This window comes from Enterobacter sp. Lyrl_3 (assembly GCF_051948675.1).
Taxonomy (GTDB): Bacteria; Pseudomonadota; Gammaproteobacteria; order Enterobacterales; family Enterobacteriaceae; genus Enterobacter; species Enterobacter cloacae.
The window spans coordinates 20172-42722 of the sequence record NZ_JAYJLI010000023.1 but is presented as its reverse complement, the minus strand read 5'-3'; the positions used below and the strand labels follow the sequence as shown (position 1 = coordinate 42722).

The 22551-nt window shown below is 56.1% G+C and carries 22 protein-coding genes; 13 read left to right on the top strand and 9 right to left on the bottom strand.

Translation table 11 applies throughout. The features are described 5' to 3' along the window. Nucleotides 1-89: 89 nt before the first annotated feature. The 3 genes from VF709_RS22975 to VF709_RS22965 all read right to left on the bottom strand — a co-directional run bounded on the left by VF709_RS22975 (nt 90) and on the right by VF709_RS22965 (nt 3942). A complete protein-coding gene (locus tag VF709_RS22975) occupies nt 90-1745 on the bottom strand; it encodes a glucan biosynthesis protein D (protein WP_013096654.1) in 1656 nt (551 codons plus the stop codon). Nucleotides 1746-1988: 243 nt separating this feature from the next. After that, nucleotides 1989-2762, bottom strand: coding sequence for an ABC transporter substrate-binding protein (locus VF709_RS22970; RefSeq protein ID WP_014831878.1), 774 nt, complete (start codon nt 2760-2762; stop codon nt 1989-1991). Nucleotides 2763-2772: 10 nt separating this feature from the next. After that, complete coding sequence (locus VF709_RS22965; protein WP_040020829.1) at nt 2773-3942, bottom strand: pyridoxal phosphate-dependent aminotransferase; 1170 nt, start codon at nt 3940-3942, stop codon at nt 2773-2775. A gap of 113 nt (nt 3943-4055) precedes the next feature. On the opposite strand from VF709_RS22965, the gene VF709_RS22960 reads away from it, so the two are divergent. After that, nucleotides 4056-4898 carry a LysR family transcriptional regulator gene (locus tag VF709_RS22960; RefSeq protein ID WP_020688590.1) on the top strand — a complete coding sequence of 281 codons (843 nt, stop codon included), beginning with the start codon at nt 4056-4058 and terminating at the stop codon, nt 4896-4898. Here the strand turns inward: VF709_RS22960 and VF709_RS22955 are convergent. Together VF709_RS22955 and hglS are read right to left on the bottom strand one after the other, a co-directional pair. Next, nucleotides 4885-6390 (bottom strand): carboxylesterase/lipase family protein, encoded by a 1506-nt coding sequence (locus tag VF709_RS22955; protein ID WP_040020828.1) that lies wholly within the window; start codon nt 6388-6390, stop codon nt 4885-4887. The genes VF709_RS22960 and VF709_RS22955 overlap by 14 nt on opposite strands. A 42-nt stretch (nt 6391-6432) precedes the next feature. Then, entirely contained in the window at nt 6433-7776 is a 1344-nt protein-coding gene (gene hglS, locus VF709_RS22950; RefSeq protein WP_440232353.1) for a 2-oxoadipate dioxygenase/decarboxylase HglS, read from the bottom strand. Between the two features lie 528 nt (nt 7777-8304). Between hglS and VF709_RS22945 the strand changes: the two genes are divergently transcribed. The 8 genes from VF709_RS22945 (at nt 8305) to VF709_RS22910 (ending at nt 14836) form a co-directional block, all read left to right on the top strand. Further along, nucleotides 8305-8490, top strand: a complete 186-nt coding sequence (locus VF709_RS22945; protein ID WP_004150795.1) for a general stress protein — start codon at nt 8305-8307, stop codon at nt 8488-8490. An 89-nt stretch (nt 8491-8579) separates the two neighbouring features. Beyond that, nucleotides 8580-9074, top strand: a complete 495-nt coding sequence (locus VF709_RS22940; RefSeq protein ID WP_014831873.1) for a YciE/YciF ferroxidase family protein — start codon at nt 8580-8582, stop codon at nt 9072-9074. Between the two features lie 23 nt (nt 9075-9097). Next, nucleotides 9098-9301, top strand: a complete 204-nt coding sequence (locus VF709_RS22935; protein WP_013096662.1) for a hypothetical protein — start codon at nt 9098-9100, stop codon at nt 9299-9301. A gap of 25 nt (nt 9302-9326) precedes the next feature. Continuing rightward, nucleotides 9327-9833, top strand: coding sequence for a ferritin-like domain-containing protein (locus tag VF709_RS22930; protein ID WP_013096663.1), 507 nt, complete (start codon nt 9327-9329; stop codon nt 9831-9833). Between the two features lie 15 nt (nt 9834-9848). After that, nucleotides 9849-10721 (top strand): manganese catalase family protein, encoded by an 873-nt coding sequence (locus VF709_RS22925; protein ID WP_020688584.1) that lies wholly within the window; start codon nt 9849-9851, stop codon nt 10719-10721. Between the two features lie 67 nt (nt 10722-10788). Continuing rightward, nucleotides 10789-12192 carry a cytochrome ubiquinol oxidase subunit I gene (locus VF709_RS22920; protein WP_149896384.1) on the top strand — a complete coding sequence of 468 codons (1404 nt, stop codon included), beginning with the start codon at nt 10789-10791 and terminating at the stop codon, nt 12190-12192. After that, complete coding sequence (gene cydB / locus VF709_RS22915; RefSeq protein WP_020688583.1) at nt 12192-13202, top strand: cytochrome d ubiquinol oxidase subunit II; 1011 nt, start codon at nt 12192-12194, stop codon at nt 13200-13202. The genes VF709_RS22920 and cydB overlap by 1 nt, the downstream gene beginning before the upstream one ends. An 8-nt stretch (nt 13203-13210) precedes the next feature. Next, the gene (locus tag VF709_RS22910) at nt 13211-14836 is read left to right on the top strand and encodes an alpha-amylase family protein (protein WP_353797305.1); all 1626 of its coding nucleotides are present in this window, start codon (nt 13211-13213) and stop codon (nt 14834-14836) included. Here VF709_RS22910 and VF709_RS22905 read toward each other — a convergent pair whose 3' ends face one another. The 4 genes from VF709_RS22905 to VF709_RS22890 are packed head-to-tail and all read right to left on the bottom strand — an operon-like array spanning nt 14837 to nt 17318. Beyond that, nucleotides 14837-15823 carry an SDR family oxidoreductase gene (locus tag VF709_RS22905; RefSeq protein WP_020688581.1) on the bottom strand — a complete coding sequence of 329 codons (987 nt, stop codon included), beginning with the start codon at nt 15821-15823 and terminating at the stop codon, nt 14837-14839. Between the two features lie 17 nt (nt 15824-15840). After that, nucleotides 15841-16347, bottom strand: a complete 507-nt coding sequence (locus VF709_RS22900; protein WP_149896493.1) for a 2-oxo-tetronate isomerase — start codon at nt 16345-16347, stop codon at nt 15841-15843. 11 nt (nt 16348-16358) lie between these two features. Then, nucleotides 16359-16805 (bottom strand): DUF421 domain-containing protein, encoded by a 447-nt coding sequence (locus VF709_RS22895; protein WP_013096670.1) that lies wholly within the window; start codon nt 16803-16805, stop codon nt 16359-16361. Nucleotides 16806-16814: 9 nt separating this feature from the next. Next, nucleotides 16815-17318 carry a hypothetical protein gene (locus tag VF709_RS22890; protein ID WP_047024897.1) on the bottom strand — a complete coding sequence of 168 codons (504 nt, stop codon included), beginning with the start codon at nt 17316-17318 and terminating at the stop codon, nt 16815-16817. 138 nt (nt 17319-17456) lie between these two features. Here VF709_RS22890 and VF709_RS22885 point away from each other — a divergent pair, with 138 nt between their 5' ends. The 4 genes from VF709_RS22885 (at nt 17457) to VF709_RS22870 (ending at nt 22533) form a co-directional block, all read left to right on the top strand. Then, entirely contained in the window at nt 17457-17846 is a 390-nt protein-coding gene (locus tag VF709_RS22885; protein WP_149896385.1) for a YdeI family stress tolerance OB fold protein, read from the top strand. A gap of 62 nt (nt 17847-17908) precedes the next feature. Further along, nucleotides 17909-18793: an SDR family oxidoreductase gene (locus VF709_RS22880; protein ID WP_013096673.1), complete on the top strand. Its 885-nt coding sequence runs from the start codon at nt 17909-17911 to the stop codon at nt 18791-18793. Between the two features lie 165 nt (nt 18794-18958). Beyond that, nucleotides 18959-19882, top strand: a complete 924-nt coding sequence (locus VF709_RS22875; protein WP_014831860.1) for a LysR substrate-binding domain-containing protein — start codon at nt 18959-18961, stop codon at nt 19880-19882. 266 nt (nt 19883-20148) lie between these two features. Next, nucleotides 20149-22533 carry a glucose/quinate/shikimate family membrane-bound PQQ-dependent dehydrogenase gene (locus tag VF709_RS22870; RefSeq protein ID WP_149896386.1) on the top strand — a complete coding sequence of 795 codons (2385 nt, stop codon included), beginning with the start codon at nt 20149-20151 and terminating at the stop codon, nt 22531-22533. Nucleotides 22534-22551 lie beyond the last annotated feature (18 nt).

Below are 22551 nucleotides of genomic sequence, written 5' to 3'. Positions count from 1 at the left end.
AGGGAACCCTCAGCCCAAAGGGAGAGGGGGCCGTCTGTGCAGGCATTATTTGTGGGGATCCCTCTCCCGAAGGGAGAGGGAATCGATCGTTAACGCATTACCCGGTCGTCAACGTAATTACGTTTGTCCGGCGCTGGCGGGAAATACTGATACAGCCAGGTTTCACTGATGGCATCGCCCTGACAGCGCAGGAACAGGCGCATATCCACCGGCTCCGTCGAATCGGACGTTGGGTACCAGTCAAACAGAATGCGGTATCCGTCAAACGGCTCAACGTAGAGGATTTCCACCTGCTTCGCTTCACCGCTGGAGAGCGTAATCACCGGCTCAATCCCCTTCGGCGCGGCCGCTTTCAGATCGCCGCCGACAAAGTCGATGGCGAAGCGGCGGGCCCACACTTTCGGGTAGTGTTCACCCGGCGCCCAGCCTTCCGGGAAGCCGCCCATACCGGTACGCGTCGCGAAGACGTTGGCCAGCGGGGAACGTACCGGCGGCATGGCGCTCCAGTACAGGCGATATTTGAAGTCCAGCTCATCGCCCGCTTTGACCGCTTTTTCCGGCTGCCAGAAGCAAACCACGTTATCCAGCGTTTCACCCGTGGTCGGGATCTCCATCAGGCCAACCGCACCTTTACCCCAGTCGTTACGCGGCTCCACCCACAGGCTTGGGCGTTTGTTATACCAGCCCATCACGTCCTGATAGTGGGAGAAATCCCGGTCAAGCTGCAGCAAACCAAACCCTTTCGGGTTTTTATCGACAAAGGCATTGAATTGCAATTTCTGCGGGTTGTTCAGCGGACGGCAGATCCACTCGCCGTTACCGCGCCACATGGCAAGACGGTCAGAGTCATGGATCTGCGGATGAATGGTGTCGCACATACGGCGCTCGTTATTGCCGCAGCTGAACATACTGGTCATCGGCGCGATACCGAGCTGTTTGATGTCTTTACGCGCATAGAGATGGTTTTCCACCTCCATGATCACCTGGCTCTTCTCGCAGTGGATCACGAACTTATAGGCACCGGTAATGCTTGGGCTGTCCAGCAGCGTATAGACGGTAAAGGTGGTGTCGCCCGGTTTGACGGTTTCAAACCAGAAGGCCGTAAAATCAGGAAACTCTTCCGGCGTGTCGGTAAAGGTGTCCACCGCCAGACCACGCGCCGACAGGCCGTACTGGTAAGTGTCATCCACCGCACGGAAATAGCTCGCGCCGAGGAAAGAGACAATATCGCGACGCGCCAGCTCAGGTGCTTTGAAGGCGCGGAAGCCAGCAAAACCGAGGTCGCTCTGCCCTTCCAGCTGTTTGGTATCTACCCCGGTATCCCCGTAGCTGAACAGCTCCGGGCGGAAGTGGATCTCACGCGCCTGGGAGGTCGACTGGTCCAGGGAGAACATCCGCACGCGGCGGCGGAAGCCCATCCCCATGTGGAAGAACTGCACGTCAAGCTGACGGCCTTCAATGTTGTTCCACAGGGACTGCTTTTCATCGTACCGGATGGCGTTATAGGCCTGCGGCGTCATGGTTGCCAGCGTTTCCGGCAGCGGACGCGGCGCACCACCCCACGGGGTTTTCGCCAGGTCATGGGCCATGGATTGCAGTACGGAGAAGTCAAAACGACGGCTCTGGCCATCAGCGATGTCAGAGTCAGCGGCATAGGCCGCTCTGGAGAACAGTGAAGCAAGGCCAGAAGTGCCGCTCAGGGCTGCCATTGCCAGCGAACCTTGTAAAAAACGTCTGCGATTCATGCCTGGAAAAACGTCCTTATGGTCGTGTGAATGTGTTTCGCGCTCGGCGAAATGACGGCAAGAAAGAACGCACAGCCTAAACAAAAACGGTTAAGAATCCAATTGTTGGCCGGTGATTATATGAGCAAAGTGAGAAATATTTTCTGTCGACCAGAACGGCCCGAAAGTGGTGTAAAGAAAGCCTGGAAAGTGTGAAGAAAAATGCCCCGGTGCGACATCGACAACCGGGGCGAAATGAGGTGGTTATTTTACGCTGACATCGATACCCGGGAAGTACTTATCAGCGAGTTTTGCGATCGTGCCGTCGGCACGAACTTTATCAATCGCGGCATCAAGCTGCTTTTTGGTGGCCTCATCCCCTTTGCGCAGCCCAAAGCCGATCCCGCTGCCGAGGATGGTATCGTCAGACACCGGTTTGCCGATAAAGCCAAACCCTTTCCCCTGCGGCTTGCTCAGGAACCCTGCCTGCCCGGCCGCGGACATCACCAGCGAGGCGTCGATGCGGCCATTCAGCAAATCGCCCCACGCCATATTCTGATCTTTATACGACACTACCGTGACACCCTGCTTTTCCCAGTGCTCTTTGGCATAGGTTTCCTGAATGGAACCCTGCAACACGCCAATGGTTTTGCCCTTCAGCCCTTCAGGTGTCGCCTCTACTGCGGTTCCGGCCTTGCCGACTAACTGCGAGGGGATGCGGTAGATAGGTTGGGTAAAATCGATACTTTTGCGCCGCTGTTCGGTGATGTTCATCGCCGAGTTGATGGCATCAAATTTCTTCGCCACCAGTCCCGGAATCAACGCATCAAAGGATGTTTCCACCCAGGTGCATTTCAGCGCTGCGGCTTTGCAAATGGCATTCCCCAATTCAACGTCAAACCCTTCCAGCTCGCCGGAGGCATTGCGGCTCTCAAACGGTGGATATTCCGCTTCCAGTCCGTACCGCAGTTCGGTGGCCGCGAATGACGAAAACGTACACAGCAGTCCCATGCCGACAACTAACGCGCGTAATTTCATCTCAAACTCCTTAGCGTGGTTTAACCCGACACAGGGCCTGGGCACCTGCCCGTAACGTCGCCTCATCTTTGGCAAAAGAGAGACGAATCAATTTATTGTCCGTACCATCCGTATAGAAAGCGGACAGCGGAATGGTCGCGACACCGCACTCAACGATCAGCCGTTTCACCATCTCGCTGTCGGGCTCGTCGCTGAATGGGCTGTAATCCGCCAGCAGGAAGAACGAGCCCGCGCTCGGCAGCAGTTTAAACGGCGACTCAGCCAGCAGAGTTTGCAGCAGATCGCGCTTGCGCTGATAAAACGTCGCCAGCGACAGCCAGGTTTGCGGATCGGTCATATGTTCGGCAAACGCATGCTGCATTGGCGTATCGGCAGAAAACATCAAAAATTGATGCACTTTACAAATCTCTTCCATCAGTGCCGCCGGTGCAACACAGTACCCCACGCGCCATCCGGTAACGTGATAGGTTTTTCCGAAGGAAGAGATAATGACGCTACGCTCCGCCAGCTGCGGGTGTGTGGCCATACCGTGGTGCGGCTCATCGTCAAAAACGACGTGCTCGTACACTTCGTCAGACAAAATAATGATATCGGTATTACGCGTCACGGCCACCAGCTGCTGCAGGTCATTCGCGGAGAACACCTGCCCGCTTGGATTATGTGGCGTATTGATGATGATCATGCGCGTTTTGGGGGTGATGGCCGCGCGGACCTCATCCCAGTTCACGGCAAAATCCGGCACCGTGAGTTTGATGGCGACCGGGGTGGCACCCTGCAGGCGAACAATCGGCGCGTAGCTATCAAATGACGGTTCGAAGTAGATCACCTCATCGCCCGGATGCACCAGCCCGCTGATGGCGGAATAGAGCCCCTGGCTGGCACTGGCGGTAACCAGCACCTCGCGCCCCGGGTCATACGTGGTGCCGTAAAGGGTGGCAATTTTCTCCGCGATACGCTCTTTCAAAGGCTGCAGGCCGGTCATCGCGGCATACTGGTTATGCCCTGCCTCCATTGCGCGGGTTACGCCCGCAATCAGTTTCGGGTCGCAGGAAAAATTCGGTGCGCCCTGAGAAAGATTGATGGCGTTGTGCTGAGCAGAAAGCTGGCCGATTACGGTAAAAATGGTGGTACCCACATCCGGTAATTTGGAACGGGTTTGTACCGCGGTCTTCAGGGTCATCATTTATCCTTCTCATGGGGATTGCATAACTATTCAAACAACAACGCCGTTGCCGGGACAATCGAATTGTTGTCATAATAGCCATGAGAAAAATGCATAGCTGAGGTGTTTTTATGTCGCGCCGTTCGCTCCCGCTCAATGCCATCGACGCCTTCCTGGTGACCGCGCGTCACCTGAATCTCACCCATGCCGCCAGAGAGCTTTGTCTGACTCAGGGGGCCGTGAGCCGTAAAATCGCCGCTCTGGAAGCGTGGTTTGGCTTTCCGCTTTTTGAACGCCACGCGCGCGGATTACGCCTCTCTTCCCAGGGTAGCGCCCTGCTGCCGGAGCTACAATCCGCTTTCGAACAGATGCTGAACGTGGCCGATCGGGCCCGCACCCAGCATACGGTGATCCGGCTGAAAGCGCCTACCTGCGCCATGCGCTGGCTGGTGCCGCGCCTGCTGGAGGTAGAGCGCGAGCAGCCCGATCTGCAAATCGCGTTGACCACCACCACCGATCATAACGTCAACTTTAAAACCGAATCCTACGACGCCGCCATCGTGTTTGGCACGCACATGAGCGCGGGCGATCTGCTGTTCGAAGAGGCGTTAACTCCGGTGCTCAGCCCGCTGCGGGCGGGGACTGGACTGGGTTCATTAACCTTTCTTCACCCGACACGGGATAAAACCGACTGGTCACTGTGGCTGGCGAAACAGGATGAGCCGGGCGTTGTTATGCACAAAAATCAACACTTCGACACGATGGATCTCGCCATTACGGCGGCCATTCAGGGGCTGGGCGTCGCCATCGCCGATGAAACGCTGGTGGAAGAGGACATCCGCGCAGGAAGGCTGGTGCGGCCTTTTGCGACCAGTATAAAAACCGGTGCGAGCTACCGGCTGGTGCTGCGCGAAGCGCCAGGCACGGAAAACGGCCTGGCCGCGTTTCGTGCCTGTTTGCTTAATCGAGGTTAACGTGGTGCTTCATCACCCGTTTGAATAGGCTCATGCGGGCGCGCATAAAGCGGTTTTCAAGCTTAAAACCTGCATGCTTATTCACACCAATGCGTAACAGGACGTCACGCCCTTTACGGCAGGCTGGCCAGTGCGTCGGCCCAGGCAGGCTGTCACGATGCCCGGCATCGCGGGCAAAACTCACCCAGTAGTCGGCCACGTGGGCGGCGAACTGTAAATCACGCGCGTTCACATACTGCCGTGAAGGTTCCACCTCTCCGAGCGTATCAAAAACATACGGCACCTCGTTGCCGTGCCAGGCACCGTTGAGATAGATGGCGTGCTCCGCTTCGGCCACATAGTCAAACCAGTAGCGCCAGCACGGCGCGCCGACGCGCTGCTGGGCCTGCATCACCACATAGCCCATGGTGGTGAACGCCATATCCCGGCACACCTGCCTTCCCAGCTCTTCATCGCCTTTCACGCCTGGATAGAGCAGCTTGATCAGCCCCAGACCAAAGCGCCGCTCCCGGCGGAGCTTCTGAATTTGTCCGGCGAGATCGATGCCAAACACCGCCATTACGCTCGCCTCGTCGCTGTTGGAGCCAATCATGATGGGGACAGGCTGCTGACGGGCGGCGAAGAATACGTCCAGCATCGGCTCCGGGAGAACACAATCTCCGGCAACAGGGGCCGGGGCGATATTCAGCGGTGCCGTTAACGGCCAGAACGACTCAGGTGGAATAGCACGCAACTGCTCCGCTGTCGCGTTCTCCAGCCCAAAATGCGCGGCCAGCGCTTCCCCTTTTCGCAGGGCCTGCTCGCGCGGGGTATCCGGCAAGGTATAGCCACTTTGCACAATCGCTTTATGAAATAACCCTTTCGCCAGCGGCGAGGCCAGCAGCGACAACACGCTGCGTGCGCCAGCTGATTCACCAAACAGCGTGACGTTTTCGGGATTGCCGCCAAACGCGGCGATATTGTCCCGCACCCACTCGAGGGCGGCGATCTGATCCAGCAGGGCAAAATTATGCACCACGCGATCTTCTTCCCCCTCCAGCGCAGGATGGGCGAAAAAGCCGAGATGACCAAGACGGTAATTGAGGGTGACCACCACCACGCCGCGTTCCGCCAGCGCCCTGCCGTTATAGGGCGGTAAGCCACCCGCGCCGAGCGTGAACCCACCACCGTGCAGCCAGACCATCACCGGCAGCGGCTCAACGCGGTCAACGGGCGACCACACGTTAAGATAAAGACAATCCTCTGAAAACTGTCCGGGATCCCCGCCGCCCAGCTCCTGGCAATATTCGCTGCTTTGCCAGCTTGAGGCGGAAAACGCCGTTGCCGTGCGAACCCCATCCCAGCGTTCGGGCGGTCGCGGCGAGCGCCACCGCCAGTTGCCAACGGGCGGTGCGGCGTAGGGAATGCCGTACCACGCCTGAACAGTATTATCCGTAAAACCAGCCAGTGCGCCGTAGCGCGTTTCAACCACAGGGGCGGAGGGATATTGCATAACTACCTTCTTTTTCCATCACACCCCTGAAGAGTAACGATTTCAGAGCAAACCGCAACGCTGTTTGCTGCGGGTTTCCGCCTCCTCGTACAGTGCGAACTCGTCATAGACCGGGCAGCCCAGCGCCGCTTCGAAGGCATCCCGGCTGGCGTTACCGTGGCTGCGCGCCTGGGTTTCATTCCCGAGATTGGACTGGAAAATCCCTGCGGCGCTGACCGGCAGGAAATCTTCGTAGGTGATCGGCTGGGCAACCACCCACCCGCGTTCAATTAACGGCTGCGGATCGTCGCCCGGACGAAACGCATGACGATGCGCTTCACCCGCTGGCGTCAGGCGATAGCGGAAATACGCCAGCTCCTGTCGGCGCATCATCAGCTCGCTGTCCGGGAAGGCGCTGAACACTTCACGCAGATGAAGCTGATGGGTCAGGTTGTCTTTACCGGTGCCGGACTCGGCGAGCAAACTGTCATAAAGCTCGCGACCTTTCGGCGTCAACGCTACCCCGCGCTGTTCAATTTCACCAAAGCGCGCGGTATGGGTGCCTTTATGTTCCCCGGCAAACAGCACCGGCTCTTCCAGCGCCTTGAAGCTGGTCTGACGCAATAACACCGGCACCTCGCGGTGCGGCGGCCCTTCAATCAGAATTTTGGGTTCAATGCCGTACTTCGGCATCAGCTCCTGCACCCGGTCAATATCCAGCGTGCGTGGCGTAAGGTGGTTGATGTGGCATCCCGGGAAACAGACCACATCCGCAATCAGGCGATGCTCATTATGCAGCGCCAGATAGGTCTCCTGATCTACCGTCGCATGACGGTGCCAGCGGAAGGTTTCTAACGCTTCCTGAACAAACTCCCGCGCCTGCGCCTCGGTGAACGCCCCTTCTTTTTCATGCAGTTCGATGAGCGCCAGGCAGCGCGGCGTAAAGATGTTGCGGTGAGAGAGGATCTCCGCCGCCCGCTCGCGGAGGGCAACGTTCTCAATCAACTCAAGGCGCAGCAGTGAGGTAAAGATACGAAACGGGTTACGGCACAGCGCCGCATCATCCACCGGGCGAAATGCCGTCGAGTGAACCGGAACGCCCGCCTGAGAGAGATCGTAGTAGCTGACCGGGTACATGCCCATGATGGCAAACATACGACGTAAAGTAGAAAGCTCTTTTGCGGTGCCAACGCGGATAGCCCCGTGACGCTCCACATTCAGGCGCGCCAGCTCATCTGCATTCGCCAGTTGTTCATGTAAGAGTGGATTGTTTTCCAGAACCGCCAGGTTTACGTCCGCGACGAGCTCAAGCAAGGTGCCGTACTGCGGAACTTCCTGCTGGTACATCGCCGACATAGCCTGCGAAAAATGTTCCCGAATATCATCAGCCGTGATGGTGTTCGCCATGGTGTCATGCCTCCAGTGAATATTACCTGGAGTGTAGAGAAACCCGTTCCTTCCGGGGGGAAGAATTTACGATTTGTGATCTTACGACGACAGTGGTCAAACCGTGTGCTGCCCGAACCTGTCGCGGCCGTACCAGGCCCCCTTCCTTTCCCCCCGGCCCGTCGTCCAGGAGTTTCCTTATAATTAATGATTATTCTGTTTTCTAGCTTTAAAGGAGTAATTTTGGAGACCATCCCGGCTAAAAATTGAACGAAATTGTGGCGCTACAATTTTTATCCTCACCTTTCAGGTTTTTAGCGGCAACTTAGGATTAATCCGAGCATTTTTTTACAAGTCCTTCCCACTCATCCATATTTTTTCGCCAAACGAAGCGTAAACCCACCAATATTTTTAAATAACGCAACCGTGAATGGCGAAACGCATTTGACGCATGCCGCACAGCGTCTAAAGTTATTACTCGAACGACGAGTGATACGGAATATTTCTGTATCGTACTGACATAACCAATATATGACTATGAGGTTTAATATGGCAGAGCATCGTGGTGGTTCCGGTAATTTCGCTGAAGACCGTGAAAAAGCATCAGAAGCTGGACGTAAAGGCGGCCAGCACAGCGGCGGTAATTTCAAAAACGATCCGCAACGCGCATCTGAAGCAGGTAAGAAAGGGGGTCAGAATAGTCACGGCGGAGGCCGTAAATCTGATAACTCCTGATTTTATTAAGCTGTCTCAGTAATACCAGAGAGCATGCTGCGGGCCGAAAGGCTCGCAGTTCCCTTAACGTTTTAACCGGAGCAAAATATATGAATATGAAAAGTATCGAGGATGTTTTTATTCATCTACTGTCCGATACCTACAGCGCGGAAAAACAGCTTACCCGAGCCCTGAGCAAACTCGCCCGCGCCGCCTCCAGTGAAAAGCTCAGCGCGGCCTTCACCGCCCACCTTGAGGAGACGCAGGGTCAGATTGAGCGTATCGATCAGATTATCGAACAGGAAGACGGTATTAAGCTTAAGCGAATGAAATGTGTGGCAATGGAAGGCTTAATTGAAGAGGCCAATGAGGTCATCGAAAGCACAGAAAAGAATGAAGTCCGTGATGCTGCATTAATTGCTGCTGCGCAAAAAGTGGAACATTACGAAATTGCCAGTTACGGTACCCTTGCCACATTAGCAGAACAACTTGGCTATAAAAAAGCCGTTAAACTTCTTGCCGAAACACTGGAAGAAGAAAAAGAAACCGATCTTAAACTCACCGACCTGGCCGTAGGAAATATTAACCAAAAAGCGCAAAAATGACGCTATAACACAGGTTAAATATAATGAGCATCAGTCCCAGGACAATTAAACGGTGCCATTTAACGGCAGCTATAATATGGTTCATTCTTGCTATCCCTTCCGTAATATGGTGGAAGAATAGCGTACTATGGGTCATTATCATCAGTATTTACGCCAATATTGTCGGCCATTTATCTGGCTACAGTGCCGCACGTGCCGATCAGGCTGCTGAAAGTGAGACCAAATAAGCGAACCTATAATGAGGAACGAAATATGAATCACGTAGAACACTACCATGACTGGCTACGCGATGCCCATGCAATGGAAAAGCAAGCCGAATCAATGCTGGAATCGATGGCCAGCCGTATTGAAAATTATCCTGATGTTCGCGCCCGTATTGAGCAGCACCTTAATGAGACAAAACGGCAAATCACATTGCTGGAGGAAATCCTCGATCGTAATGATATTTCTCGTTCGGTTTTAAAAGACTCGATGAGCAAAATGGCTGCGCTCGGCCAGTCCATCGGCGGCATGTTCCCGTCCGATGAGATTGTTAAAGGCTCCATCAGCGGCTATGTTTTCGAACAGTTCGAAATTGCCTGCTACACCTCCCTGCTGGCCGCGGCCAAAAAAGCGGGCGACACCGCCTCTGTACCCGCCATTGAAACCATTCTCGCCGAAGAGCGCGAGATGGCCGACTGGCTGATTCGTCATATTCCGCAAACGACGGAACAGTTCCTGCTGCGTTCTGATGCATCAGGTGTCGAAGCGAAAAAATAAACCACAGGAGAGTGTATGTTTCGACACGTCAAACAGCTGCAATACACGGTTCGCGTTGCTGAACCGAATCCCGGCCTCGCCAATCTTCTGCTGGAACAATTTGGCGGGCCGCAGGGTGAATTGGCGGCCGCCTGTCGCTACTTCACCCAGGGCCTGAGTGATGACGATCCTGGCCGTAAAGATATGCTGATGGATATCGCGACCGAGGAGTTGAGCCACCTCGAAATCATCGGGACGCTGGTCGGCATGCTGAATAAAGGGGCCAAAGGCGCGCTGGCGGAAGGGGTAGAGAACGAAGCCGAGCTGTACCGGTCCATGACCGAAAACGGCAACGACAGCCATATCACCTCCCTGCTCTACGGCGGCGGTACCCCGCTCACTAACTCTGCGGGTGTGCCCTGGACGGCGGCCTATGTTGATACCATTGGTGAACCCACGGCGGATCTGCGCTCGAACGTGGCCGCAGAGGCGCGGGCAAAAATCATCTATGAGCGTCTGATCAACGTGACAGACGATCCCGGGGTGAAAGATGCACTGGCGTTTCTGATGACGCGAGAGGCGGCGCACCAGCTCTCCTTCGAGAAGGCGCTTCAGTCTATTCGCAATAATTTCCCGCCGGGGAAATTGCCGCCAATCGAGGAATTCACCAACAAGTACTACAATATGTCTGAAGGTGGCGAGGTCCGCGGAAGCTGGAACAGCGATAAGCATTTCGACTACGTTGAGGCCCCCCAACCTGCGGTTGACGGTGGAGACGGGAGTGCAAGCGTGACGCTCTCGACCGAACAGGCTACGCTCGTTAAGGCGATGTCTGCTCGCACAAAATCCGATCCGAACGCCGACCCGTTAACAGGTGCCGAGCTAGGCGCCGGTAAGAAAAAACCGTAACCGGTTTTGCCAGGCAGCTCCCGCTGCCTGGTAATTCTCGTGCCCCATCGTTCCAGAGGTACGGACCATGTTCGAACTCGACGCGTTTCATCTGGCGAGAATTCAGTTCGCTTTTACCGTCTCGTTTCATATTCTCTTTCCGGCGATCACCATCGGGCTTGCCAGCTATCTGGTGGTGCTCGAAGGGATGTGGCTGCGTACCAAAAACGACGTCTGGCGCTCCCTGTACCATTTCTGGCTCAAAATATTTGCCGTCAACTTTGGTATGGGCGTTGTGTCCGGGCTGGTCATGGCCTATCAGTTCGGCACCAACTGGAGCGGGTTCTCTCAGTTTGCAGGCAGCATCACCGGGCCATTACTGACCTACGAGGTATTAACCGCTTTCTTCCTCGAGGCCGGTTTCCTCGGCGTAATGCTGTTCGGCTGGAACAAGGTTGGACCGGGACTGCACTTCTTCGCAACCTGCATGGTGGCGCTGGGTACGCTAATGTCCACCTTCTGGATCCTCGCCTCTAACAGCTGGATGCACACTCCGCAGGGCTTCACCATTGAGAACGGCCAGGTGATCCCTGAAGACTGGCTGGCCGTCATCTTCAACCCCTCTTTCCCGTACCGGCTGATCCATATGTCCATTGCCGCGTTCCTGTGCAGCGCGCTGTTTGTGGGCGCGTCGGGGGCCTGGCACCTGCTGCGCGGCAACGACACGCCCGCCATTCGCAAAATGTTCTCGATGGCCATGTGGATGGCCCTGCTGGTCGCCCCCATTCAGGCCGTAGTCGGGGATATGCATGGCCTGAACACGCTTGAGCATCAGCCTGCCAAAATCGCCGCCATCGAGGGGCACTGGGAAAATCCGCCAGGGGAAGCCACCCCGCTGCTGCTGTTTGGTCTGCCGGATATGGAAGAGGAGCGCACCAAATACGGGCTTGAGATCCCGGCCCTCGGCAGCCTGATCCTCACCCACAGTCTGGATAAACAGGTCCCCGCGCTGAAAGATTTCCCGAAAGAAGATCGCCCGAACTCCACCATCGTCTTCTGGTCGTTCCGCATCATGGTTGGCATGGGGCTGTTGATAATTGCCCTCGGCGTCCTGAGCCTGTGGCTACGCTATCGCCACCGGCTGTATCACTCGCGCCCGTTCCACTGGTTTGCCCTCTGTATGGGGCCAGCCGGTCTGCTGGCGCTGCTCGCTGGCTGGGTGACCACCGAAGTGGGTCGCCAGCCGTGGGTGGTCTACGGCTATCTGCGCACCATCGACGCGGTCTCTCTGCATAGCACGCTGCAGATGAGCATCAGCCTGCTGGCCTTCATCGTCGTTTATTGCTCGGTGTTTGGCGTGGGCTATGTCTACCTTGTGCGTCTGATTAAGAAAGGACCACAGCCGGTGGACACGCTAACCTCAAACACCTCGGGCACTCCCGCCCGTCCGCTGTCTGCCGCTGAGTCTGTTCCGGAAGAGGAGAGAATCTGATGGGCGTCGATATCTCGGTTATCTGGTTTGCCATCATCGTCTTCGCCACCCTGATGTACATCATCATGGATGGCTTTGATTTGGGGATCGGTCTGCTGTTTAACTTCGTGGGCGATGCTAAAGAGCGCGACGTGATGGTGAACAGCGTGGCCCCCGTCTGGGACGGCAACGAAACCTGGCTGGTGCTGGGCGGCGCAGGGCTCTTTGGCGCCTTTCCGCTGGCCTATGCGGTGATCATCGATGCGCTCACCATTCCGCTTACCGCCATGCTGATCGGTCTTATCTTTCGCGGTGTCGCCTTTGAGTTCCGCTTCAAAGCGACGCCCTCTCACCGCCAGTTCTGGGACTATGCCTTTGCGGGAGGCTCGCTACTCGCCACCTTCAGCCAGGGCGTGGTGGTCGGCGCGGTGATCAACGGTTTTGAAGTGGAAGGCCGTCGCTACGTGGGTTCTGCCCTCGACTGGCTGACCCCCTTCAACCTGTTCTGCGGTATCGGGCTGGTGGTGGCCTACACGCTCCTGGGCACCACGTGGCTTATCATGAAAAGCGAAGGTGCACTGCAAAACCGCATGCGCGAACTGACCCGCCACGTGCTGCTGGCGCTGATTGTCGTCATCGCGGTGGTGAGCATCTGGACGCCACTCGGCTGGCAGTACGTGGCCGAGCGCTGGTTTACCCTGCCTAACTTCTTCTGGTTCCTGCCGGTGCCTCTGCTGGTAGGCGTATTTAGCCTGTGGATCTGGCGCTTGACCCGCAACCCGGCCAGCCACGCGCGTCCGTTCCTGTTGACGCTTGGGCTTATCTTTCTCGGTTTTAGCGGACTTGGCATCAGCCTGTGGCCGAACATTATTCCGCCGCGCATTAGCCTGTGGGATGCCGCGGCCCCGCCCGCCAGCCAGCTCTTTATGCTGGTGGGGACGTTACTGATTATTCCGGTGATCCTGGTGTACACCGCCTGGAGTTACTACGTCTTTCGGGGAAAAGTTTCTGATACAGAAGGTTACCACTGAGGTGCAGGATGGCAGGATGGCATACACGGGCCATTATTTATCAAATTGATACGGCACTGTTTTACGATTTAAACGGCGATGGCTGCGGAGACATCGCCGGAATAACGGCCAAGTTGCGATATATACGCCGCATGGGGGCGACAGTAATCTGGATCACCCCATTTTACCTTACCCCTTTTCTGGACGAAGGGTATGACGTCAGCGACCACCTGCAGGTCGCCCCCCGGTTCGGCAAACTGGCGGATATTATCGCTTTTATTGAGCAGGCACGTGAGCTGGGGATGCAGGTCATTATCGAGCTGTTGATCCAGCATACGTCGGACGCCCACCCCTGGTTTCAGGAGGCCCGGCGCAACCCGAAATCCCCCTTTCGCGACTATTATCTGTGGTCAGATAATGACGATGACGATACGCCTCCGATGTTCCCCGGCGTGGAAAAGAGCATCTGGACATGGGATGACGAGGCGGGCCAATACTACCGGCATATGTTTTATCGCCACGAGCCGGATCTCAACCTCACCTCACCTGCGGTAATTAAAGAGATAGAGAACATTATCCTCTTCTGGCTCAAGCTTGGCGTATCGGGATTCCGTCTGGATGCCGCGTCGCATCTCACCACCCAGGCCGGAGGCGGTGACGAGAAAAAGGGGCTGTGGATCCTGGAGCACCTGCGCCGCCTGATTACCCAACATAACCCGCAGGCGATCCTGCTCGGGGAAGTTGACGTAGAGGTGGAAGCCTACAAGGACTATTTTGGCAATAACGACCGCCTGCATCTGGTGCTTAACTTCTGGCTTAACAAATATTTCTACGTGAGCCTGGCCAGGAAAAGCGCCCGCCCGCTGCGCAACGCGGTGAAGAAAATGATCGTCCCGCCGGACTCCTGCTGCTTTGCCAACTGGCTGCGTAACCACGACGAGCTGGATCTGGAGGGGATCGGTAAAAAGGATAAACAGTTCGTCCTCGACACGTTCGCCCCGGATGAAGAGATGAACGTGTACCAGCGTGGGATCCGCCGTCGCCTGGCGCCCATGCTGAATGGCGACCAGAAGCGGCTGGCGCTCTGCCACGCCGTGCTGTTCTCCCTGCCCGGGGTGCCCGTTATGCGCTACGGGGATGAAATCGGCATGGGTGATGATCTGGATTTAGAAGAGCGTTACGCCGTGCGTACGCCCATGCAGTGGGCGCCCTCTCAGGGCGGTGGCTTCTCTGACGCAGACCCGCAGAGCTTTATCGCGCCCATCATTGACCACGGGCCCTATCGTTATCAGAAAATTAACGTGGCGGATTCGCTGTTGCACCGCAACTCACTGCTGCACCGGATTATCGATATCGCCAACACCCGGTCTGAATTCCCGGAGATTGCCGTGGCGCCGTTTCATCTTATCGCCATCGATAATGATGCAGTGCTGGGGATTTACTACGAGGCTGAAGATCGCAGCATTCTTACCTTTGTTAATTTCAGCGATAAACCGGTGACCTTCACCGCCAGAGGGATCCGCCACGCCACCTGGACCGCCTGCCTGGCAGACAAACGCTACGAGGATGCGCTGGTCTGCGGCAAAACCGTTGAGCTGGATATAGGCGGCTACGGCTATCGCTGGTTCTGGACAAACCGTAGCGCGCTGCGCTGACTACTTTTTGCGGCCGCGCATCAGGCGTGTGAGCACAATCCCTGCGACGGCCAGGGAGCCCAGCAGCACTTTCCCGGGCGCGCCGGAGGAGACGGCGCTGGCGCGCGTTTTCGCCTCAGCGGAGAAATGGCCGTGGATTTTATGCAGGTCGTTGACCGGCTGGTCGAGATAATCCCGCCGGTCTTCTGCGTTCAGGGTGTCGGTCATCTGCCCTTCCCAGGCCTTTTTCACCATCAGACGATCAAGAAAGCCGGGGAAGAGGAACTGGCCGACAATCGACTGGATGGTACTGCTGCCCACCCACAGCTCGCGCACCGGTTTTTGCGCCACCCTGAAAATGGCACTCGCGGCCACTTCCGGCTCAAACACCGGCGGAACCGGGCGCATCGCCCAGGCAAACTTATTCCGTGCCCATTCAAACTGCGGGGTATTCAGCCCCGGCATCTGGACCATGGCGAGCTGCACCCGGCTGTTCTCATGCATCAGCTCGGTACGCACCGCATCGGTAAAGCCCCGGATCGCGGCTTTGGCGCCGCAGTAGGCGGACTGCAGAGGAATGGAGCGGTAGGCCAGCGCGGAGCCAACCTGAATAATCACGCCTCGATCGCGCGGCACCATCAGTTCCAACGCGGCACGGGTACCGTTCACGTAGCCAAGGTAGGTGACTTCTGTGACACGGCGAAATTCATCCGGCGTCATGGTCCGAAACGGCGCCAGCACCGCCCCCATGGCATTATTGACCCACACATCTATCGCCCCAAGGCGATACTCAATTTCGTTGGCGGCATCCACCACCGCCTGACTGTCGGCCACATCCGCCTGCACGGCCAACGCATTGACGCCAAAACGGCGTAGCTCTTCCTGGGTCGAGTGAAGGCTTGTCTCCTCGCGCGCAATAATGCCCACATCGTAGCCTGCTTTTGCAAAGTGCAGCGCCGTGGCTTTCCCCACGCCCGCCGTCCCGCCAGTAATGACCATCACAGCCATAAAACCTCCGCGTTATTTCAGCCCGATAATTTCGTCACTAATTCAGCCAGCGAGTAATGCACCGCTTTTTCCACCACGTCCTGACAGTCGCCGGAAAAGAGCACCCTGCTCGTTTCCGTCTTTCCGCCGATATTCCAGGCGAAGCACACGGTCCCCGCCGCCGTGCCGTCATCTCCCCCTTCCGGCCCGGCATACCCGCTGATGGCAATACTGACATCGGCCTGGGCAATGTCGCGGATGCTGGCTGCCATCTCGGTGACGGTCTGTTCACTGACGGCGGTAAACCGCGCGAGGGTTTCCGGGCTTACGCCCAGGATCCTCTCCTTCGCGCTATCGCTGAAGACGACCAGCCCCACATCATAAAAATCGGCAGTGTTCTCTTCCGCGCAGAGCGCCACGGAAAGCTTTCCGCCGGTGCAGGATTCTGCGGTTGTTAAGCGAAGCCCGGCATCGATTAACCTGCTCGCCAGTTTTTTGGTCAGTTCAGCCACGGTAATGCTGTTGTCGTGGTATAGATTGCTCATCATCAGGCCTCTCATTTTTTCTCAGGAATAATGGAAATATGGCCATTGCGTTCCAGAATGGCATATTTGATTTCGCTTAACTTTGTAATACCATTATTCTGCCGGGCTGAAACCAGAATATCATCACATGAAACATCGACCTTTTTTAGTTTATCTGCTAAGGGCACGCCGTTCTCAACCAGAATTACCGGCGTGCCATCCAGGATATTCTCCACCGGCGAAAAATACTTTTTCATCAGTCCAAAAATAATATCCACAACCACCAGCGTGGTGATGGTTATCATTGCACCCGTGACCGAAAAATCCTCCCCCAGCAGGGCCTGCTGGGTTGCTTCGCTGATAATTAACAGGAGAATAAGGTCAAAGCTGGTCATCTGCAGCAACGCACGTCGTCCGGCAACTTTGAAGACCACCACCAGAAACAGGTAAATCGCCAACGCCCTAAAAACCATATCCATGGCAGCCTCCTAAGGGTAAATAAATTGCCAGAAAGGAATATCCGGCAGGTTGTTTACACGAATGACGTTGTGCCATTTACCACCTCTGGTCGGGGTAATGAACAGCCAGACCGAAAAATGTGGCGATTTTTCAAGATGATTATAGACAAAATAGAGCGTGTTCCCGCGGCTGTACATGCTGTCTGGCTGCGGCCAGACGCTGCCCGGCTCGTAGGCGTCGCTGCTCTCGCTGGTCATGCTCACAGTGTATTTGCCCTCGCTGTTGACCGGAAAGGTCAGCTGAAGTCGCGACTCCGTTTGGCGACGCGCAAAGCGCTCATAGTTGAGGGTCAGGTTTTTTGCAGAATTGGTTTTCTCCGTGTCACTCACTATCCCACTTGAAAACAGACCGGCAATCGCTGCGATGATAATACTCAGTAACACAATAAATCCGACCTGGCGAAATGCATATTCAAACCTCAGCAAGCGATAACTCTCATTTATCCCGGGTAACTTTTCATTTTTATCATTCATGGCAGCCATCACCGTTTCGCTTATTTACCAAACGTTCTGTTTTGTATGGCGAATGTTTTTAAGACTTATCACATTTGCCACATAAAGGAATAGCAACAATACTTAATAAGTCAAGACACCTTAAATGAAGGATATCAGATGAAATTATCACTTATTTCCGCTTTTTTAATATTTATGGTGCCAACCGCATGGGCTGATAATAACGGCGGGTTACAAAAGGGTGAAGCGCCGCCTCCTCCACATGCGCTGGATAGCGGTTATCGCGGCACCGATGATGCCCGTATTATGACCATCGACCAGGCGAGACAAATGCATGATGGCGCGACCATTTCACTGCGCGGCAACCTTATTGACGGTAGCGGCGATAAGTATGTATTTCAGGATAAATCCGGAAAAATCGACGTTATTATCCCAAAAGCAGTTTTTGACGGCAGAACAGTCAAACCAGACCAGATGATCAGCATTAACGGTTCGCTTGATAAAAAGTCATCGCCTTCCGTGGTGCGTGTCGATCATCTGCAGAAATAACTCAGCGAAGCGTTAACGCTGTATTTTCATCCTAACTCACCTATTGGCTTAAGGAGTCAGCTATGAGTGATACTCAACAACGTACGAACGCTTATCCGCAACCCCCTTTCCCGGAACAGCCGCAGACGCCACCAGGACTGGCTTCTGAGATGCAACCTGTTCCCGATCACGGGGAAACGAGCTATAAAGGCCACGGCCGTCTGGCGGGCAAAAAAGCGCTGATTACCGGCGGTGACTCCGGTATCGGCCGCGCGGTGGCCATTGCCTACGCCCGTGAAGGCGCCGATGTCGCCATTAACTATCTGCCTGAAGAAGAGAAAGACGCCGCAGAAGTCATCGACCTGATCAAGGCCGAAGGACGCAACGCCGTCGCGCTGCCGGGGGATGTCCGGGATGAAACCTTCTGCCAGAACCTGGTGGAAGAAGCGGTGGCTAAACTTGGCGGACTGGACATTCTGGTGAACAACGCCGGTCGCCAGCAGTATCGGGAATCGCTGGAAGAACTCACTACCGAAGATTTCGATGCCACGTTTAAAACCAACGTTTATGCCCCGTTCTGGATCACCAAAGCAGCGCTTCGCCATCTGAAAGCCCCTGCGGCAATTATTAACACCTCCTCAGTGCAGGCGGTAAAACCCAGCCCTGTCCTGCTGGACTATGCCCAGACCAAAGCCTGTCTGGCGGTGTTTACCAAATCCCTTGCCAAACAACTGGGGCCGAAGGGCATTCGCGTTAATGCCGTGGCTCCCGGGCCTTACTGGACGGTGCTGCAATCCAGCGGCGGCCAGCCGATGGAAAAAGTGAAGCAGTTTGGGGGTGACACACCCCTGGGCCGTCCGGGCCAGCCGGTGGAGATTGCACCTTTATACGTCACGCTGGCGTCAGATGAGTGTTCCTTTACGACAGGCCAGGTATGGTGTTCCGACGGCGGTGATGGCGTGATTTAACGTTTCCCTGCCCGAATGTGCAATAAATGAACAAGGACGTTCAGCCCCCCGCCAAAAACATGTTGTAACTCAAACAGATCAAATGTTAAAAATATTTTGCTATCAAGTTATCAAAATTAAACAACTTAGCTTGTCACCCGCATCGCTCTGTTTTTAACATCGCCTATGGAAAAAAATGGTCTGTTCAGTCAGCGCATACGCTTGCGCCATTTGCATACATTTGTGGCCGTCGCTCAACAGGGAACGCTGGGGCGTGCGGCTGAAACCCTTAACCTGAGCCAGCCTGCTCTCTCAAAAACGCTTAACGAGCTGGAACAACTGACCGGTGCCCGTCTGTTCGATCGCGGCCGTCTGGGCGCACAACTGACCCTGGTCGGCGAGCAGTTTCTGACCCATGCAGTCAAAGTGCTTGATGCGCTCAATACCGCCGGACAGGCGCTAAACCGTAAAGAAGAGCAGACGCACGAGATTGTCCGTGTGGGTGCCCTGCCCACGGCGGCGCTGGGCATTTTGCCGCCGGTCATTGGTCAGTTTCACAAACAGCAGAAACATACGACCCTGCAGGTCGCCACCATGAATAACACCATGCTGCTTGCGGGGCTGAAATCCGGCGAGCTGGATCTGGGTATCGGACGGATGTCAGATCCCGAACTGATGGTGGGGCTGAATTATGAACTGCTGTTCCTGGAATCCCTGAAGCTGGTGGTACGCCCCAACCATCCTCTGTTGCAGGATACGGTTACCCTAAGCCGGGTGATGGAGTGGCCGGTGGTCGTGTCTCCAAAAGGTACGGTTCCACGGCAAAATGCCGAAACGTTATTGCAGATGCAGGGCTGTACGCTGCCGACAGGCTGTATTGAAACCCTGTCCGCCTCCCTGTCACGCCAGCTTACCGTGGATTATGATTACGTCTGGTTCGTCCCCTCCGGCGCGGTCAAAGATGATTTACGCCAGGGCACGCTCACCGCACTGCCGGTGACCTCGCCCGGCGCCGGCGAACCGATTGGCATTCTAACCCGCGTTGATACGCCGCTCTCCTCAGGTGCACAGACGCTGCTGAGCGCGATACGTAAATCGATGCCTGCCTGATTCCTTTCCCCTTGCCCTGACCCTCTCCCCCCGGGGCGAGGGTCATTCCTGCGTTCTAATCATTTAATGCGAAATCATTTATTAACAATTGCGCAAAACAATTTAACAGTTTTATCATAGCGACGAATTCACCAAATGGTTCGTAAGTGTTTTATCAACCCCGAATTCAAGCGTATTAATCATTATTCCCACTGCATTTATTACCCACCTGGTACACTTCCGGCACGTTGTCGTGCTGAGCAGCGGGGGATCTTAAGGAGAAAGAGATGGCATTTGGCAGCGCGCCACGTGGGATACCCCGTATCCTGCAGTGGCTCCTTGCCGGACTGATGGCGATCGTCGGTCTGGCCGTTGGCGGGTTGGGTTTTAAACTCGTCACCGTAGGCGGAAGTGGATACTTCCTGATCATGGGCGTGGTAATGGTGATTGCCGCGATCCTGATTTTCATCAACCGCAGCAGCGGGATTGTGTTGTATGGCATCGCGTTTATCGCGTCGCTGTTCTGGGCGGTAAGCGATGCCGGCTGGGATTTCTGGCCGCTCTTCTCACGCCTCTTCACCTTTGCGGTTCTGGCATTCCTGTGTGCCCTCGTCTGGCCGTTCCTGCGTGCGGCAAACCGTGCGACGCCGGTGAAAAAAGGCCCGGCCTTTGGCGTGGCGGCGCTGCTCGCCGTGGCAATGCTTGTCAGCCTGGGCTGGATGTTTAAACCCCAAACGCTGGTGGCGGCGAATGAGCCGGTGCCGGTGAAACCGGTCGCGGCTGGCGAACAGCAGAAGAACTGGGAACACTGGGGTAATACCACCCACGGGGATCGTTTTGCGGCCCTCGACCAGATCAACAAGCAGAACGTTAACGAGCTGAAAGTCGCGTGGGTTGCCCATACCGGGGATATCCCCCAGAGCAACGGCTCCGGTGCGGAAGACCAGAACACGCCGCTGCAGATTGGCGACACGCTCTACGTCTGTACGCCGTACAGCAAAGTGCTGGCGCTGGATGTAGATTCCGGGAAAGAGAAGTGGCGTTACGACGCCAAAGCCACGGCCCCGAACTGGCAGCGCTGCCGTGGGCTGGGCTATTTTGAAGATTCACAAAAAGTGACAACGTCACAGACAGATGCGCAGCCCGCCGCCTGTCCGCGCCGTCTGTTCCTGCCCACCACCGATGCCCGCCTGATTGCCATCAACGCCGATAACGGTAAAGCCTGCGAAGACTTTGGTGACAAAGGTACCGTGGATCTGAGCGTGGGTATGGGTGAGATAAAACCGGGCTACTATCAGCAAACCTCCACGCCGCTGGTGGCAGGAAACGTGGTGGTGGTCGGCGGACGCGTGGCGGATAACTTCTCCACCGGCGAACCGCCGGGCGTGGTGCGCGCCTATGACGTTCATACCGGTAAACTGGCCTGGGCGTGGGATCCGGGTAATCCGAACCTGACCGGCCTGCCGCCGGAAGGCCAGACCTACACGCGCGGTACACCGAACGTCTGGTCTGCAATGTCCTATGACGCAAAACTGAACCTGATTTACCTGCCAACCGGTAACGCCACGCCAGATTTCTGGGCCGGAGAACGCACCGCGCTGGATGATAAATACAGCTCCTCCATCGTTGCCGTTGACGCCACCACCGGCCAGGTCCGCTGGCATTTCCAGACCACCCATCACGACCTGTGGGACTTCGATCTGCCTTCTCAACCGCTGCTGTACGATCTGCCAGACGGTAAAGGCGGAACCACGCCGGTTCTGGTGCAGACCAGTAAACAGGGCATGATCTTTATGCTCAACCGCGAAACCGGCAAACCGGTGGCGAAAGTGGAAGAACGGCCGGTCCCGGCGGGTAACGTGCAGGGCGAACGCTACTCCCCGACACAGCCGTATTCCGTCGGTATGCCGATGATTGGCAACCAGACCCTGACCGAGTCCGATATGTGGGGCGCGACGCCTGTCGACCTGCTGTTGTGCCGCATTCAGTTTAAAGAGATGCGCCATCAGGGGGTCTTTACCCCGCCGGGTCTCGATCGTTCCCTGCAGTTCCCTGGCTCACTGGGCGGGATGAACTGGGGCAGCGTCTCAGTCGATCCGAACAACGGGCTGATGTTCGTCAACGATATGCGCCTGGGTCTGGCCAACTACATGGTACCGCGTGCCAGCGTGGCGAAAGACGCCAGCGGGATTGAGATGGGTATTGTGCCCATGGACGGCACGCCGTTCGGCGCCATGCGCGAGCGTTTCCTGTCACCGCTGGGTATTCCGTGCCAGAAACCGCCGTTTGGCACGATGTCCGCGGTTGACCTGAAATCCGGCAAGCTGGTGTGGCAGGTGCCGGTGGGCACCGTGGAAGATACCGGCCCGCTGGGTATTCGCATGCATATGCCGATCCCTATCGGGATGCCAACCCTTGGCGCGTCGCTCTCCACCCAGTCTGGCCTGCTGTTCTTTGCCGGCACTCAGGATTTCTACCTGCGCGCGTTCGATACCGCCACCGGAAAAGAGATCTGGAAAGACCGTCTGCCGGTCGGCAGCCAGTCCGGGCCGATGACCTACGTTTCACCGAAAACCGGTAAACAGTACATCGTCATTAACGCTGGCGGCGCCCGCCAGTCACCGGATCGCGGTGATTACGTTATCGCGTATGCGTTACCCGATAAAAAGTAAGCGATGAAAAAAGGGACC